The sequence below is a fragment of the Herbaspirillum hiltneri N3 genome, assembly GCF_001267925.1.
Classification (GTDB): domain Bacteria; phylum Pseudomonadota; class Gammaproteobacteria; order Burkholderiales; family Burkholderiaceae_D; genus Herbaspirillum; species Herbaspirillum hiltneri.
Genome location: NZ_CP011409.1, coordinates 3,792,805 through 3,806,639 on the forward strand (window position 1 = coordinate 3,792,805; position 13,835 = coordinate 3,806,639).

Sequence of the window (13,835 nt, forward strand, 5' to 3'; positions counted from 1 at the left end):
CCTTGCTGAATACGTGGAACAGGTTCGGCTCAGGCGGCTTTTTCAGCCGGCGAACCAAAGTCTTCTGGAAAATGATTCAACGCCGACAGCACCGGATACGGCGTCAGGCCGCCCATGGCGCATAGCGAACCGTTGAGCATGGTGTCGCACAGGTCGCGCAGCAGGTGGATCTGCTGCGGCCTGTTGTCGTTTGAAATGATCTTGTCGATCACCTCGACCCCGCGCGTCGAACCGATGCGGCATGGCGTGCATTTGCCGCAGGACTCGATGGCGCAAAACTCCATCGCATAGCGCGCCTGCTGCGCCATGTCGACGCCGTCATCGAACACCACCATGCCGCCGTGGCCGACCATCGCGCCGATGGCGGCGAAGGCCTCATAGTCCAGCGGCGTGTCGAGTTGCTGTTGCGGCATATAGGCGCCTAGCGGGCCGCCCACCTGCACCGCGCGGATCGGCCTGCCGCTCAGCGTGCCGCCGCCGAAGTCTTCCAGCAGCTGACGCAGGGTCAGGCCGAAGGCTTTCTCGACCAGGCCGCCGTATCTGACGTTGCCGGCCAGCTGGAACGGCAAGGTGCCGTGCGAACGGCCGACGCCGTAATTCCTGTAAAACGCCGCGCCGCGCGCCAGCACGATCGGCACCGTCGCCAGCGAAATCACGTTGTTGATCACCGTCGGCTTGCCGAACAACCCCTCCAGCGCGGGCAGCGGCGGCTTGGCGCGCACCACGCCGCGCTTGCCTTCGAGGCTTTCGAGCAGCGCGGTTTCCTCGCCGCAGATGTAGGCGCCGGCGCCCATCCGCACTTCCAGGCCGAACGCCTTGCCGGAGCCGAGCACATTGTCGCCCAGGTAGCCGCCTTGAGCGGCCGCGGCGATTGCCTCGTTGAGCGCGGCGATGGCGTGCGGATATTCGGAACGCACGTAGATGTAGCCTTGCGTCGCGCCGACTGCCAGGCCCGCAATCGTCATGCCCTCGATCAGTACGAAGGGATCGCCTTCCATCACCATGCGATCCGAGAAGGTGCCGGAATCGCCTTCGTCGGCATTGCAGACGATGTACTTCTGCACGGCCTGTGCGCCGGCTACCGTCTTCCACTTGATGCCGGTCGGGAACGCAGCGCCGCCGCGTCCGCGCAGGCCGGAATCCAGTACTTCCTGCACGATGGCTTCGCTGCCCATCGCCACTGCACGCTTGAGTCCGACATAACCTTCATGCGCCAGATAGTCTTCCAGCGACACCGGATCGGTGATGCCGACACGGGCAAAGGTCAGGCGCTCCTGTTTTTTCAGATAGGGAATTTCTTCCGTCAGGCCTTGCGCCAGCGGATGTTCGAATGCCTCTGCCTCGTCCGCCAGGAAACCGGCGTCGAACAAGCCTGCCACGTCGGCCGGATCGACAGGGCCGTAGGCTACCCGGCCTTGTTCGGTGGCAACCTCGACCAGCGGCTCCAGCCAGAACATCCCGCGCGAGCCGTTGCGCACGATATTGACCTCGATGCCGCGCTTTTCGGCTTCGCCAAGCACCGCCGCCGCCACATCGTCAGCTCCCAAGGCAATCGCCGCGGCGTCGCGCGGCACATAAACGGTGACGCTCATGCCGCACCTCGCTTGGCTTGCAGCAGCCGGTCGAGCTTGTCGGCGCTGACGCGCGCATGCAGCTCGCCGTCGACCACCACGTTCGGACCGCAGGCGCACAGGCCCAGGCAATACACGGGTTCGAGCGTGAACTGCCCGTCGGCCGTGGTTTCATGGAAAGCGCAGGCCAGCGCTTTCTCTGCATGCCTGGCCAGCGCTTCGGAACCGACCGACTGGCAGGCTTCCGCGCGGCACACCTGCACCACGTGCTTGCCGGCCGGTTGCTGGCGGAAATGGTGGTAGAAGGAAATTACCCCGTGCACTTCGGCGCGCGATACGTTAAGCGCGTCGGCGATCATCGGCACCGCATCGGCCGGCACGAAACCGACCGCGTCCTGAATGCCGTGCAGGATCGGCAGCATGGCGCCGGGCATGTGCCGACGCGCGGCGATGACGTCCCTGACCGCGCCGACGTCGAAAGGCTGTTGTCTGTTCATTGTTTCGTCTCCTGCTGAACTGCTGAACCGCTGTCTGTCCCGGTATGTATTTTTATCTTGCCGGGCGGTGGAAAAAACATGCCTAATCTCGCCGTCCGGTCCTCACGTGAACAAGACGGCGGCGCTGCGATGCCGTCTTGTGCGCGGCGCATAGCGAGCCGGCGGCGATGCCTATGACGATCCCTGCCTGCGCGAACGGCGCCGCAAAGTTCGGAAATCGGGAAAAGAAAAAGGAGTGGAACGCGACTGCAAGGACTGCAGCGACGCCAATGAAGCATGCGATCAAGAACCCGGGCGCTGCGCTAAAGCGCATGGCGGCACGCGATCCGATCGACGAATGATCAAGCGATTTCATGTTCTCCCTGCCTGTGGACAATGCATCGGGTTGGTACAGAACACTACGTGGGTATGACCGGTGAAACGGCTGCCGCGGAGTTGTGACCCTCGCGGCGGCCTTGTTGCCTGATATTGCCTGTTACGTCTCGACTACATCGCGTTCAATTACTTGAACAGCACTGCGGTCTTTTGCAGCGTCAGCGAAATGCCCCAGATCAGCGGGATGCCGACTGCCAGCCATGCCGCGCCGATCAGCGCAGGATTGCCGCCGCGGCCGACCAGCGCCATGTCGTCCGACGACATGGTGGCGGTGTTGTCCGAGGACGACTTTTCGTGCGCCAGTTGCTTTTCACGGACCAGTTCTTCCGGCGTCATGAAGTGCTTGGCGGCGACCGGGCGCACCAGCAGGTTGCAGATCAGGCCCAGCACCAGCATGCCGGCCAGGATGTACATCGTGGTGTTGTAGACCTGGTCGCGCGGCATGCCGAGCGAAAGCTGGTATTCACGCATGTAGTTCACCACCACCGGGCCGAGGATGCCGGCGGTCGCCCAGGCGGTCAGCAAGCGACCGTGGATCGCGCCGACCATCTGTGTACCGAACAAATCGGCCAGATAGGCCGGGACGGTCGAAAAGCCACCGCCGTACATCGACAGGATGATGCAGACCGCGCCGACGAACAAGGCAATGCTGCCCGACTTGGCCGACCATGGCAGGCTCACGTACAGGATGAAGCCCAGCACGAAGAAGATCACGTAAGTCATCTTGCGGCCGAAGAAGTCGGAGCACGACGCCCACACGAAGCGACCGCCGATGTTGAACAAGCTGATCAGACCGGTGAAGCCGGCTGCGATCGCGGCGATTGCCGCTTTTTGCTCAATCGACAAATCGCTGAAGCCGACGTTGACGCCCAGCAGATGGCCGCCGAACACTTCCTGCAGCATCGGCGACGAGATGCCGATCACGCCGATACCGGCCGACACGTTCAGGCACAGCACCAGCCACACCAGCCAGAACTGGGGAATGCCCCAGACTTTGCTCACGTGCACGTGGTTTTGCGTGATCATGGTGCTGTTGGCGGTGACCGGCGGCGTCCAGCCGGCCGGCTTCCAGCCGCTCGGCGGAACGCGGTAGCCCAGTGCGCCGGCCATCATGAAGATGAAATAGATGACTGCCATGGCGACGAAGGTTTCCCATACGCCAACCGAGGTCGGGGTAGCGAAGTGCTTCATCAGCTTGTCGGCCAGCGGGCTGCCGACCAGCGCGCCGCCGCCGAAGCCCATGATCGCCATGCCGGTCGCCATGCCGCGACGGTCCGGGAACCATTTGATCAGGGTCGACACCGGCGAAATGTAGCCGAGGCCGAGACCGACGCCGCCGATCACCCCGGAACCGAGCCACATAAGCCAGATCTGGTGGGTATAGACGCCGAAGGCGGAAATCAGCAAGCCGCCGCACCAGCACAGCGCGGAGACGACGCCGGCCTTGCGCGGACCTGCGCGCTCAAGCCAGCCGCCCCAGATCGCGGCGGAAATGCCGAGCAGGACGAAGAACATCGTATACATCCAGCCCAGCATGGAAATCTTCCAGTCACAGGTGGTGGAGAATACTTGCGCGAAAAAACCGGTATCCGGTGCACATGCGATCGACTCTTTGATGCCGAGCGCCTTGGACAGGGGTAGCCAGAATACGGAGAAACCGTATGCCATGCCGATGCACAGGTGAATTGCCAGTGCAGCAGGCGGTACCAGCCAGCGGTTGAAACCGGGCTTGGCGATGGTGTGTTCCTTTTCCAGGAAATCGAAGGCCATTATTCCCTCCTCTTTGATGTTGTGGGGCGGCAATTATATGCAAGTCGAAGAATTTCAGCTATTTATGCAAATATATGCCTATAGTTTTTATAAACTACGCTTACTGCCGCGAAGGTATCATTGAAATTCTACCGACTCAATATGCTATTTTTTTCATATAAATGTACAAGGTCAACATCAAGCCCCACTGGGAAATCGCCCACGGTGACGACTCCCCGCTCGACACCACGGAACTGCTTGCACTATTGACGGCGGTCCAGCAAACCGGCTCGATCGCCAAGGCGGCGCAACAGTTACGCCACTCTTACCGGCACGCCTGGGGATTGCTACGCACGTCGGAACAAGTGTTCGGCCACAGCCTGATTGCGAGCGGCCGCGGACGCGGCACCACCTTGACGCCCTTCGCCAGCAAATTGCTGTGGGCCGAGCGCATGGTCAGTGCGCGCTTGTCGCCGACGCTCGACAGCCTGGCCTCGGAACTGGAAGTCGAATTGGGAAAAACCGTCGAGGGCAAATCCAAGACGGTACGCCTGAACGCCAGCCACGGTTTCGCGGTGGCCGCCCTGCTCAACCAGTTCAACCAGGCCAAGCTGCCGGTGGAAGTGCGCTACCGCCACAGCACCGACGCCGTCGCTGCCTTGTCGCGCCAGGAATGCGACCTGGCGGGCTTCCATGTGCCGTTGGGAGAATTTGAAAAACCGGCCATCGCCACCTACGCCAAATGGCTCAACAAGCGCAGCGATTGCCTGATCCACCTGGCGGTGCGCAGCCAGGGCCTGTTCGTCGCCACCGGCAATCCCAAGAACATCCATGGCCTGGCCGACCTGACCCGCAGCGACTTGCGCTTCGTCAACCGCGAAGCCGGCTCCGGCACGCGCATGCTGCTGGAACTGATGCTGGCCGGGCAAGGAATCTCGCACAAGAAAATCAACGGATTCGAGAATACCGAATTCACCCATTCGGCGGTCGCCGCCTTCATCGCCAGCGGCATGGCCGACGTCGGCTTCGGCGTGCAGACGGCGTCGCATCGCTTCGGGCTGGACTTTATCCCGCTGGTGCGCGAACGCTATTTCTTTGCGCTGCCGACGGCGTCATTGAATGACCCGCTGGTGCGCGCGGTGGTCGATATCCTGCAATCGCCGACATTTCGCGCCGTGGTCGACGATTTGGCCGGCTACGAGAGCGCCGATACCGGCAAGATACAGAGCGTGCAGGAAGCTTTTTCCTGAACTTCGCGGATATGCTCAGCGCGCACGCACGGCGTGCACATTCAGATTTTTTTGCAGGAAGCGCACGCATTCCCTGACCTTGGCGGAATTCTTCAGCTGCAGCGGATACACCGCGCACAGATCGGCTTCCTGGAAATAGCCCGGCAACACGCGCACCAGGCTGCCTTCCTTGAGGCTGGCGGCGACGTCCCAGATCGAGCGCAGGATCACGCCGTGGCCGTCGATCGCCCATTGATGGATGATCTCGCCGTGGTTCGAAGCCAGCCCGCCGGCTACCTTGACCGTCTCGGCGCCCTTCGGCCCCATCATGCGCCAGATACCGAATGACTGATTGCGCTCGCGAATCACCAGGCATTGATGCCGGGTCAGGTCCGACAAGGTCTGCGGTGCGCCGTGGCGGCTGAGGTAATCAGGACTGGCGCACAGCACGCGCTGGCTGGCAATGATGCGCTTGGAGAACAGATGCGGCTCATGCACCGGCCCGACGCGAATGTCGAGGTCGAAGCCTTCATTGATCATGTCCACCTGGCGATCGAACAATTCAAGCTGGATGCGCAAGGCCGGATGCAGGCGTGCGAACGCCGACAGCAGCGGCGATACGTATTTGCGGCCCAGCCCGAAGCTGGTGCTGATTTTCAGCAGCCCGCGCGGCACCTGCTTGGCGCTGCTCACTGTTTCCATCATCTGGTCGACGTCGTCGAGGATACGGCGCGCCCATTCGTGCACGTTGCTGCCCTCTTCGGTCATCACCACACTGCGCGTGGTGCGATGGAACAGCCGTACGCCCAGCGCCGCCTCGAGCAGCGCAATGCGCTTGCTGACGTATGCCGGCGACGATCCCATCTCCTTGGCCGATTCGGCAAAACTGTTCTTGCGCGCCACCACGCAGAACAAACGCAAATCCTCCAGCAAGGGAGGTGCAACGTTTTGATTGTTCACGATTCGTGTTTTATGAAGTAACCGATCCGTGAATTATAGCGAGGCCGGAGGCCGTTATGATTTCCGTCTGATTTTTCAAAGCAAAGGAGCGAATACCATGACCAAACACAAGATAGCCGTCATCGCCGGCGACGGCATCGGCCAGGAAGTGATCCCCGAAGGCTTGCGTGCGGTCGACGCCGCAGCGAAGAAATTCGGCATCGAGATTGAGTACACCCATTTCGACTGGGCCCACTGCGGCTACTACGCCGAACACGGCAAGATGATGCCGGATGACTGGTTCGATCAGCTGAAAGGGTTCGAGGCGATCTTCTTCGGCGCGGTCGGCTGGCCCGCCACAGTGCCCGACCACGTGTCGCTGCGGGGTTCGCTGCTGAAATTCCGGCGCGACTTCGACCTCTACGTCAACCTCCGCCCGGTGCGCCTGATGCCCGGCGTGCCCTGCCCGCTGGCCGGCCGCAAACCCGGTGACATCGATTTCTACGTGGTGCGCGAAAACACCGAAGGCGAATATTCGTCCATCGGCGGCCGCATGTACGAAGGCACCGACCGCGAAATCGTGATTCAGGAATCGGTATTCACGCGCCACGGCGTCGACCGCATCCTCAAGTTCGCCTACGACCTGGCGCAAAGCCGTCCGAAGAAACACCTGACCTCGGCCACCAAGTCCAACGGCATCGCCATCACCATGCCCTACTGGGACGAGCGCGTCGAAGCGATGGGCAAGCAGTACGGCGACGTCAAGACGGACAAGTACCACATCGACATCCTGACCGCGCATTTCGTCCTGAATCCGCAGCGCTTCGACGTGGTGGTCGCGCCCAATCTGTTCGGCGACATCCTGTCCGACCTCGGCCCGGCCTGCGCCGGCACCATCGGCATCGCGCCGTCGGCCAATCTCAATCCGGATCGCAAGCTGCCGTCGCTGTTCGAGCCGGTGCACGGTTCGGCGCCCGACATCGCCGGCAAGAACATCGCCAACCCGGTCGCCACGATCTGGTCCGGCGCGATGATGCTGGACTTCCTCGGTAACGGCAATCCGAAGTACAAGCAAGCCCACGACGCCATTCTGGCCGCAATCGAAAAAGTGCTGGTGGAAGGACCGAAGACTCCCGACCTGGGCGGCAGCGGCGACACCACGTCGGTCGGCAAGGCGATTGCTGCGGCGATCTGACGCAGTAAATCCAAACTGAACGTCCGGATGCGGACCGCGCTCGGTAGAAGCGCGGCCGCCTCATTCAAACGGGCGCCACCCCAGACAGGAGGAGACACCATGCAACACTGGAAAGCCATTGCCGCAACCGCGGCCATCATCCTATTCACCGCAGCGGCGCAGGCGCAAACCGCGCAGCAACCGATTGTCATCAAATTCAGCCACGTCGTCGCCGCCAACACATCCAAGGGCAAGACCGCGGACTATTTCAAGAAGATCGTCGAAGAGCGCACCAGCGGCCGCGTCAAGGTCGAGGTTTACCCCAACAGCCAGCTCTACAAGGACAAGGAAGAGCTGGAAGCGCTGCAAATGGGTTCGGTGCAGATGCTGGCGCCGACCTTCGGCAAATTCGGCCCGATGGGGGTGCGCGAGTTCGAAGTGTTCGACCTGCCCTACCTGTTCGACAACATGGCGCAGGCGCAGAAGGTGACGCAAGGGCCGATCGGCCACGCGCTGCTGAAGAAGCTCGACGCCAAGGGCCTGACCGGGCTGGCGATGTGGGACAGCGGTTTTCTCGACTGGACCTCCAACAAGCCGATTCAGAAACCCGCCGACATCAAGGGCATGAAGATCCGCATTCAATCTTCCAAGGTGATCGATGCACGCACCCGCGTGGTGGGTGCGCTGCCGCAGGTGATGCCTTGGTCCGAAATCTACCAGGGCTTGCAGACCGGTGTGGTGGATGGCCAGGAAAACCCGCCTTCCATCGTCAGTACCGCCAAGCTGTTTGAAGTGCAGAAGTTCATGACGATCTCGGAGCACGGCTATCACGGCTATGTGTTCATCGCCAACAAGCGCTTCTGGGATTCGCTGCCTGCCGATCTCAAGCCGGTCATGGACAAGGCGGTCAAGGACGCCACCGAGTATTTCAACAGCAACGCCAAGAAAGAAAACGACGACGCCCTGGAAGACATCCGGAAAACCGGCAAGATGAAAATCCTGAGCATGACGCCGGAAGAAAAGAATGAATGGAAGGCCATCCAGTACAAGGTCCATCGCGAGATGGAAGACCGCATCGGCAAGGACCTGATCCAATCCATCTACAAGGAAATCGGGCGCGGGCCGGACGGTAAATAGGCGCAGATAAATAAGCAGTCCGGAGCCGGCGTTTTCTGCGAGAACGCCGGCTTTTTTGCGTCTGTGGCGATTTCGGAACTACAGCAGCCTCATGCCGTGTTAGGATTTGCGCCGTAAAATGACCGGATGTCCTCCTGCAAAACTGATGAAGATACGACTCACGCAACTCACGCGATTCACCGCAGCATGGAGCGCTTATGCGCTGCTGTGGTCGGTGACGCTGCTGATCATGCTGGAAGACGATGTGGCCATGCTGGCGCTCATGCTGTCATGATGCGCATGAACACCGCACTCTCACCGAACGGGACAAGATGAAATTTGCAGTGCTGGCGTTGTTGCTGGTGTCGAACCAGGTGTTTGCCGCGCAATGGTCGTTGCTCGGCGACAATGACCTTGGCACCTTCTTTGTCGACAAGTCCAGCATCGAGCGCGGACGCAGCATTGTGCAAGCCAACATCCTGCTTAACTGGACCAAGCCACAAGTGCTGCAAGGCCACGGCAAGTATTACTCGTCGGAAGTCTCCGTCGCTTACATCGATTGCGACGACAAGCGCATCGGCTTCGGTAGCCGCACCATGTACGCCAAGGCGGACGCCCAGGGCGGCGCACTGTTTTCTCCTTACCTCGCCTATGGCGACACCAAGCTGCAAGACGCCGTACCCGGGTCCACCGGTGCACAGATGATTAAGGTCATCTGCAATCTCAAGTAATCCGGACTGCCCGTCCGATTCACACTTTCATCGGCAGGATCACCATCTGCAGGCCGTCGAAATGCAACCGGCGCTGGATCGCCAGCGCCGCCTGATTGTGCAGCAGGCGGATGAACCAGTTGTCCTGCTCGAAAATCAGCTTGCTGGTGAAGAAAATCGCATTCGGATATTCCCGGCTGATGTCGAAGCACAGCTTGGTCACTTCCTGTACGGCGTCGGTGCCGAAGCCCAGGTAGGACGACGACGCCATGCCATGGCTGCGGCAGAAATCCACGAAGAACTGCAGCGTCGCGCTCGCCTCGGCGCGCATCTGCTCGACCGCGCCCTCGCCGCCGTAGGCATGCGAATCGACGGTGCGCGCATTGACGAAAATGAAGTTCTTGAAGTGCCCCGGGAACATGCGCTGCACCCACAGCAAGGCATGCAGGCCGCCGCCGCGCGAGGTGCCGACGATGAACACGGCAGTCTGGTTGACCGGATCCGGCACGATCGTCTCCGTGCCGGGACCGAACGGCTGGCTGGAGAAGATCTGGTCGACTGAACGGATCGCCTCCTTGGTTTCCCGGTAGTGATTACGGATGTAGATGCACAGCGCCGCAATGCCGGCGATGATCACGGCCGTGGCCCAGCCGCCTGCGAACATCTTTTCGTACAACAGCACCGACAGGATAGAGGAACAAATCACGAAGCCCGCCAGCGACAGCAGGAAGCGCCGCTTCCAGTGCGCCAGCTGCCGGCGCTGGCGCCACCAGTAACGGCATAGGCCGAACAGCGAGATGGCGAAGGTCAGGAACACCGAAATCGAATACAGCACGATCAGCAACGTCACGCTGCCCTGGGTCCAGAACAGGATCGCCAGTGCGGCGATGCCCATCACCAGGATGCCGTTCTGCGTCACCAGCCGCGTCGACAGGTAGCGGAATTTATGCGGCACCCACGAATCGGCCGCCATATTGGACAGCACCGCCGGTCCGCCCAGGAAGCCGGTGTTGGCTGCCACGAACAGCAGTCCGGCCTCGAACGCCAGCACCACCGCCAGCAAGACATCGTTGAGCCACTGGCTGCCGATGCCCATGCTGTCGATGATCAGGCGGAAAGTGGTGGCATTGAGGGTTTCGCCGTCGACATGGCGCGCATCCCACAACAGGTACAGCAGGAAGATGCCGCCGGCCGTGAATGCCAGCGACAAGGCCATGTACAGCATGGTCACCTTGCCGGTGCGCACGCGCGGTTCGGCCAGCATGTTGACGTTGTTGGAGACTGCCTCCAGCCCGGTGTAGGTGCCGCCGCCCTGCGAATACGCCAGCAGCAGCATGCTCGCCACGCCAGCCCAGCCGATTTGCCGGGTCAGGCTGCCGGTATCGGCCAGCGTGCTCGGCACCAAGCCCGACAGGTATTCCGCATGCACGAAAATACCGTAGACGATCAACACCAGATGGGTGGCGACGAAGCCGAGGAACACCGGCAGCAGGAAACGGATCGCCTCCTTCAGTCCGCGCAGATTGAGCACGATCAGCACGCCGACAAAGAATGCTTCGGCCCACAGTTTGTAATCCTGAAATCCCAGCGGCAACAGCGACGCCAGCGCATCGACGCCCGAGGCGACCGAAATCGCGATGGTCAACACATAGTCGAGGATCAGCGCCACGCCCGAAACCAGGCCGAGATAAGGGCCGACCAGCTTGGTGGCGACACGGTAGCCGCCGCCTCCGGTGGGAAATAATTCGATGACCTGGTTATAGGCCAGTGCGATGATGAAGACCGTCAGTGCAGTCGCCAGCGCCAGGTACAGGCCCAGATGGGTATGCTCGCCCAGCGCCCGGAAGCTCTCTTCCGGTCCGTACGCCGAGGACGACAAACCATCCGCCCCCAATCCCACCCACGCCAGAAAAGCCACCAGGGCCAGCGAATGGCGCGTCTCGCTCTTGAGGGGATCCAGCGCCTTGCCCAACAGAATTTCTCGAATCTTCAACATGCAATGTGTGCCAGATACTGATCAGCATTTTTTTCGTTCAAGCGGCGATGATACCCCTTTGTACTGCACTGCGGCATCATACGTCATGTCAGGAAGTCAATGAAGGTATTGCCCGGTCTTCCAAAATGGGTCATAATCGCGGTCTTGCGTTGCCGGGATGGCGGAATAGGTAGACGCACGGGACTCAAAATCCCGCGGTGGTGACACCGTGCCGGTTCGATTCCGGCTCCCGGCACCAGTAGTGCGGAAGCACGCAGCAATGTGCCAATATACGATTGGCAAAAAAGCAATAAAGAATATGCAATAAGCTGAAATAAGCAACAGCGCATGAAACAGGCGCCGGCAAACAAAACAGGTAGGAACGATTATTCGTCCCTGCCTTTTTTTTGGCCTGAATATTCGTCCAAAAATCGAATTACTCGCGTAGCTTTTATCGTAATATTTGCTTTACTTTTTTTAACGTTCGACAAGCCTGCTCTCGTTATCACATTCACAAAAAATGCGCGGGGGTCGCGGCGATTATCCGATCTGTCCTGGCTGGGCCAGGATATTGAAACAACGATAACGTCAGCGAAGAGAGCATGGTCAATCAACAGCATACGAATAGAAATATGCGTTTTGGGGATGTCAGTTTTTCCGTTGCATCGCATACGGCCTGGGCGCCTGGTCTGCATACGGCCGCCGACTGGCTGGGGTGGGCTCACGGTCGCGCAGACATCAATGCCGGGGCTGCCGACCCCAAGGTCGCACAAATGCCGCCCATGCTGCGCCGCCGTGCCAGCGCCACGGGCAAGATGGCGCTCGAAACCGCCTATGCCTGCCTGCCCGAACAAGCCGTTCCCTCCGATCTTCCGGTGATTTTCGCCTCGCGCCACGGTGAATGCGCGCGTTCGGTCGAATTGCTGCAGGAGCTGGCGCAACACGCGCCGCTGTCGCCGACCTCGTTCAGCCTGTCCGTGCACAACGCCAATGGCGGGTTGTGGTCGATCGCACGCGGCGATCGCAGCAATAACATCGCTATTGCAGCAGGTCCGAGCACGGTCGAGCATGCGCTCATCGAGGCCTGCGGCCTGCTCGCCGACGGCGCACCGCAAGTCTTGCTGGTAATGGCAGACCATTCGCCGCCGGAAGTTTTCGCCGCCTACGCCGACTGCGCCGAACAAAGTTTTGCCTGGGCGTGGCTGCTGCAAGCCGACGCCGGCGCCGGTACTGGCGCCGGCGAACGGTTTTCCCTCTCGTGGACGGCCGAGGACAGCGAATCTGCGCCTGCCGCAGACATTGCCGCGCCCGGCGGCCTTGATATCCTGCGCTTCTTCCTGCGGCGCGACGCCGAGCTGGACCGGGTCGCAAGCGGCCGTCGCTGGTGCTGGAGCCGTCATGCTTGATCCGTCGGGCAAGCCCGTCACTCAGTCGACTCGGCAAATGCTCAAGCGGTTACCCCATTTGCTCAACAAATACTGGCGAGTAGGTTGTACAGCAATCAGCTTCACCGCCTTCGGCGTCGGGGGCCTCGCGCTGCGCCTTTTCATCTTCCCGCTGCTCAATCTCCTCGTGCGCGACGAACAATCCCGTACTATCTGGGCGCGCCGCATCATTCGCCTGAGCTTTCGTGCATTCGTCGAGCTGATGAGCACGCTGGGCGTGCTGAGTTACCGCATTTCAGGCCGGGAACGGCTGCAGCGCAAGGGCTTGCTGATCCTGGCCAACCATCCCAGCCTGATCGACACCGTATTGCTGATGGCTTTCGTCAAGCAGGCCGACTGCATCGTCAAGAGCAGCCTGTGGCGCAATCCCTTCACTCGCGGCCCGGTGCGTGCAGCCGGTTACATCAGCAATACGCAAGGACCGGAACTGGTCGACGACTGCATCAGCTCGATGCGCAGTGGCGGCAACCTGATCATTTTCCCGGAGGGAACACGCACTCCGGCCGACGGCAACATGAGCTTCAAGCGCGGCGCCGCCAACGTCGCCGTGCGCGGCGCGTGCGCGATTACGCCGGTAATTATCCGTTGCACACCGGCCACGCTGGGCAAAGGTAACAAATGGTGGAAAGTGCCGGCAACCATGGCACACTTCGAGATCGAGATTCAGCAGGATATCGATATCCGCGATATCCCGGGGGTGACCGGCGACGCCGGCAATCCCACCCTTGCCGCGCGCCAGCTTACGTATTACCTGCAAAACTATTTCATGAAAGAAAGCTAGGCAATGCCAAGTCTTGACCTTGACCAAGAAATCAAAGAACTCATCATCGACGTTCTGCAACTGGAAGACATTCGTCCGTCCGATATCGACGCCGCCGCCCCTTTGTTCGGCGACGGTCTCGGCCTGGATTCGATTGACGCGCTTGAGCTCGGCGTCGCACTGCAAAAGCGCTACGGCGTCGCCCTCTCCGCGAACTCGGAAGAAACACGCAAGCACTTCGCCTCGGTGCAATCGCTTGCCGCCCTGATTGCCAGCCACCGCCAACAATAAACGA

The 13,835-nt window shown here is 60.8% G+C and carries 14 protein-coding genes and 1 tRNA gene; 10 read left to right on the forward strand and 5 right to left on the reverse strand.

From position 1 onward, the window contains the following. Positions 1 to 29: 29 nt before the first annotated feature. Both F506_RS17305 and F506_RS17310 read right to left on the reverse strand, forming a co-directional pair. Positions 30 to 1,592, reverse strand: coding sequence for a formate dehydrogenase beta subunit (locus F506_RS17305; protein WP_053199469.1), 1,563 nt, complete (start codon positions 1,590 to 1,592; stop codon positions 30 to 32). Further along, positions 1,589 to 2,068 carry a formate dehydrogenase subunit gamma gene (locus tag F506_RS17310; protein WP_053199470.1) on the reverse strand — a complete coding sequence of 160 codons (480 nt, stop codon included), beginning with the start codon at positions 2,066 to 2,068 and terminating at the stop codon, positions 1,589 to 1,591. Before F506_RS17310 ends, F506_RS17305 begins: the two co-directional genes overlap by 4 nt. Before the next feature lie 173 nt (positions 2,069 to 2,241). Between F506_RS17310 and F506_RS23420 the strand changes: the two genes are divergently transcribed. Beyond that, on the forward strand, positions 2,242 to 2,409 hold the full coding sequence (locus tag F506_RS23420) for a hypothetical protein (protein ID WP_158443136.1): 168 nt from the start codon (positions 2,242 to 2,244) through the stop codon (positions 2,407 to 2,409). A 160-nt stretch (positions 2,410 to 2,569) separates the two neighbouring features. On the opposite strand, the gene F506_RS17315 is transcribed toward F506_RS23420, so the two are convergent. After that, positions 2,570 to 4,213, reverse strand: coding sequence for an OFA family MFS transporter (locus F506_RS17315; RefSeq protein WP_053199473.1), 1,644 nt, complete (start codon positions 4,211 to 4,213; stop codon positions 2,570 to 2,572). Between the two features lie 161 nt (positions 4,214 to 4,374). Here F506_RS17315 and F506_RS17320 point away from each other — a divergent pair, with 161 nt between their 5' ends. Then, positions 4,375 to 5,442 carry a substrate-binding domain-containing protein gene (locus tag F506_RS17320; protein WP_053199474.1) on the forward strand — a complete coding sequence of 356 codons (1,068 nt, stop codon included), beginning with the start codon at positions 4,375 to 4,377 and terminating at the stop codon, positions 5,440 to 5,442. Between the two features lie 15 nt (positions 5,443 to 5,457). Here the strand turns inward: F506_RS17320 and F506_RS17325 are convergent, their stop codons facing one another. Next, entirely contained in the window at positions 5,458 to 6,381 is a 924-nt protein-coding gene (locus tag F506_RS17325) for a LysR family transcriptional regulator (protein WP_053199476.1), read from the reverse strand. Positions 6,382 to 6,478: 97 nt separating this feature from the next. Here F506_RS17325 and F506_RS17330 point away from each other — a divergent pair, with 97 nt between their 5' ends. The 4 genes from F506_RS17330 (at position 6,479) to F506_RS17340 (ending at position 9,381) form a co-directional block, all read left to right on the forward strand. After that, positions 6,479 to 7,555: a tartrate dehydrogenase gene (locus tag F506_RS17330; RefSeq protein WP_053199478.1), complete on the forward strand. Its 1,077-nt coding sequence runs from the start codon at positions 6,479 to 6,481 to the stop codon at positions 7,553 to 7,555. A gap of 99 nt (positions 7,556 to 7,654) precedes the next feature. Further along, positions 7,655 to 8,671, forward strand: coding sequence for a DctP family TRAP transporter solute-binding subunit (locus F506_RS17335; protein ID WP_186447170.1), 1,017 nt, complete (start codon positions 7,655 to 7,657; stop codon positions 8,669 to 8,671). A gap of 145 nt (positions 8,672 to 8,816) precedes the next feature. Continuing rightward, positions 8,817 to 8,945: a hypothetical protein gene (locus F506_RS23750; RefSeq protein WP_268762579.1), complete on the forward strand. Its 129-nt coding sequence runs from the start codon at positions 8,817 to 8,819 to the stop codon at positions 8,943 to 8,945. Positions 8,946 to 8,982: 37 nt separating this feature from the next. Further along, a complete protein-coding gene (locus tag F506_RS17340; RefSeq protein WP_053199480.1) occupies positions 8,983 to 9,381 on the forward strand; it encodes a surface-adhesin E family protein in 399 nt (132 codons plus the stop codon). Between the two features lie 19 nt (positions 9,382 to 9,400). Here F506_RS17340 and F506_RS17345 read toward each other — a convergent pair whose 3' ends face one another. Next, positions 9,401 to 11,356, reverse strand: a complete 1,956-nt coding sequence (locus tag F506_RS17345) for an APC family permease (protein ID WP_053199482.1) — start codon at positions 11,354 to 11,356, stop codon at positions 9,401 to 9,403. A 151-nt stretch (positions 11,357 to 11,507) separates the two neighbouring features. On the opposite strand from F506_RS17345, the gene F506_RS17350 reads away from it, so the two are divergent. The 4 genes from F506_RS17350 (at position 11,508) to F506_RS17365 (ending at position 13,831) form a co-directional block, all read left to right on the forward strand. Next, positions 11,508 to 11,594 (forward strand) — tRNA-Leu (locus tag F506_RS17350). 373 nt (positions 11,595 to 11,967) lie between these two features. Further along, positions 11,968 to 12,741, forward strand: a complete 774-nt coding sequence (locus F506_RS17355) for a beta-ketoacyl synthase chain length factor (RefSeq protein WP_083457983.1) — start codon at positions 11,968 to 11,970, stop codon at positions 12,739 to 12,741. A 37-nt stretch (positions 12,742 to 12,778) separates the two neighbouring features. Next, positions 12,779 to 13,561 (forward strand): lysophospholipid acyltransferase family protein, encoded by a 783-nt coding sequence (locus tag F506_RS17360; RefSeq protein ID WP_053199487.1) that lies wholly within the window; start codon positions 12,779 to 12,781, stop codon positions 13,559 to 13,561. A gap of 3 nt (positions 13,562 to 13,564) precedes the next feature. Then, on the forward strand, positions 13,565 to 13,831 hold the full coding sequence (locus tag F506_RS17365) for a phosphopantetheine-binding protein (RefSeq protein ID WP_053199489.1): 267 nt from the start codon (positions 13,565 to 13,567) through the stop codon (positions 13,829 to 13,831). Positions 13,832 to 13,835: the final 4 nt, after the last annotated feature.

What these genes read in the sequence shown, in the direction of transcription:
- F506_RS23420 (WP_158443136.1), top strand. Translation starts at nt 2,242, where the DNA reads ATGACGATCCCTGCCTGCGCGAACGGCGCCGCAAAGTTCGGAAATCGG.
- F506_RS17305 (WP_053199469.1), bottom strand. Translation starts at nt 1,592, where the DNA reads ATGAGCGTCACCGTTTATGTGCCGCGCGACGCCGCGGCGATTGCCTTG.
- F506_RS17340 (WP_053199480.1), top strand. Translation starts at nt 8,983, where the DNA reads ATGAAATTTGCAGTGCTGGCGTTGTTGCTGGTGTCGAACCAGGTGTTT.
- F506_RS17320 (WP_053199474.1), top strand. Translation starts at nt 4,375, where the DNA reads ATGTACAAGGTCAACATCAAGCCCCACTGGGAAATCGCCCACGGTGAC.
- F506_RS17345 (WP_053199482.1), bottom strand. Translation starts at nt 11,356, where the DNA reads ATGTTGAAGATTCGAGAAATTCTGTTGGGCAAGGCGCTGGATCCCCTC.
- F506_RS17330 (WP_053199478.1), top strand. Translation starts at nt 6,479, where the DNA reads ATGACCAAACACAAGATAGCCGTCATCGCCGGCGACGGCATCGGCCAG.
- F506_RS17310 (WP_053199470.1), bottom strand. Translation starts at nt 2,068, where the DNA reads ATGAACAGACAACAGCCTTTCGACGTCGGCGCGGTCAGGGACGTCATC.
- F506_RS23750 (WP_268762579.1), top strand. Translation starts at nt 8,817, where the DNA reads ATGAAGATACGACTCACGCAACTCACGCGATTCACCGCAGCATGGAGC.
- F506_RS17335 (WP_186447170.1), top strand. Translation starts at nt 7,655, where the DNA reads ATGCAACACTGGAAAGCCATTGCCGCAACCGCGGCCATCATCCTATTC.
- F506_RS17360 (WP_053199487.1), top strand. Translation starts at nt 12,779, where the DNA reads ATGCTCAAGCGGTTACCCCATTTGCTCAACAAATACTGGCGAGTAGGT.
- F506_RS17355 (WP_083457983.1), top strand. Translation starts at nt 11,968, where the DNA reads ATGCGTTTTGGGGATGTCAGTTTTTCCGTTGCATCGCATACGGCCTGG.
- F506_RS17315 (WP_053199473.1), bottom strand. Translation starts at nt 4,213, where the DNA reads ATGGCCTTCGATTTCCTGGAAAAGGAACACACCATCGCCAAGCCCGGT.
- F506_RS17365 (WP_053199489.1), top strand. Translation starts at nt 13,565, where the DNA reads ATGCCAAGTCTTGACCTTGACCAAGAAATCAAAGAACTCATCATCGAC.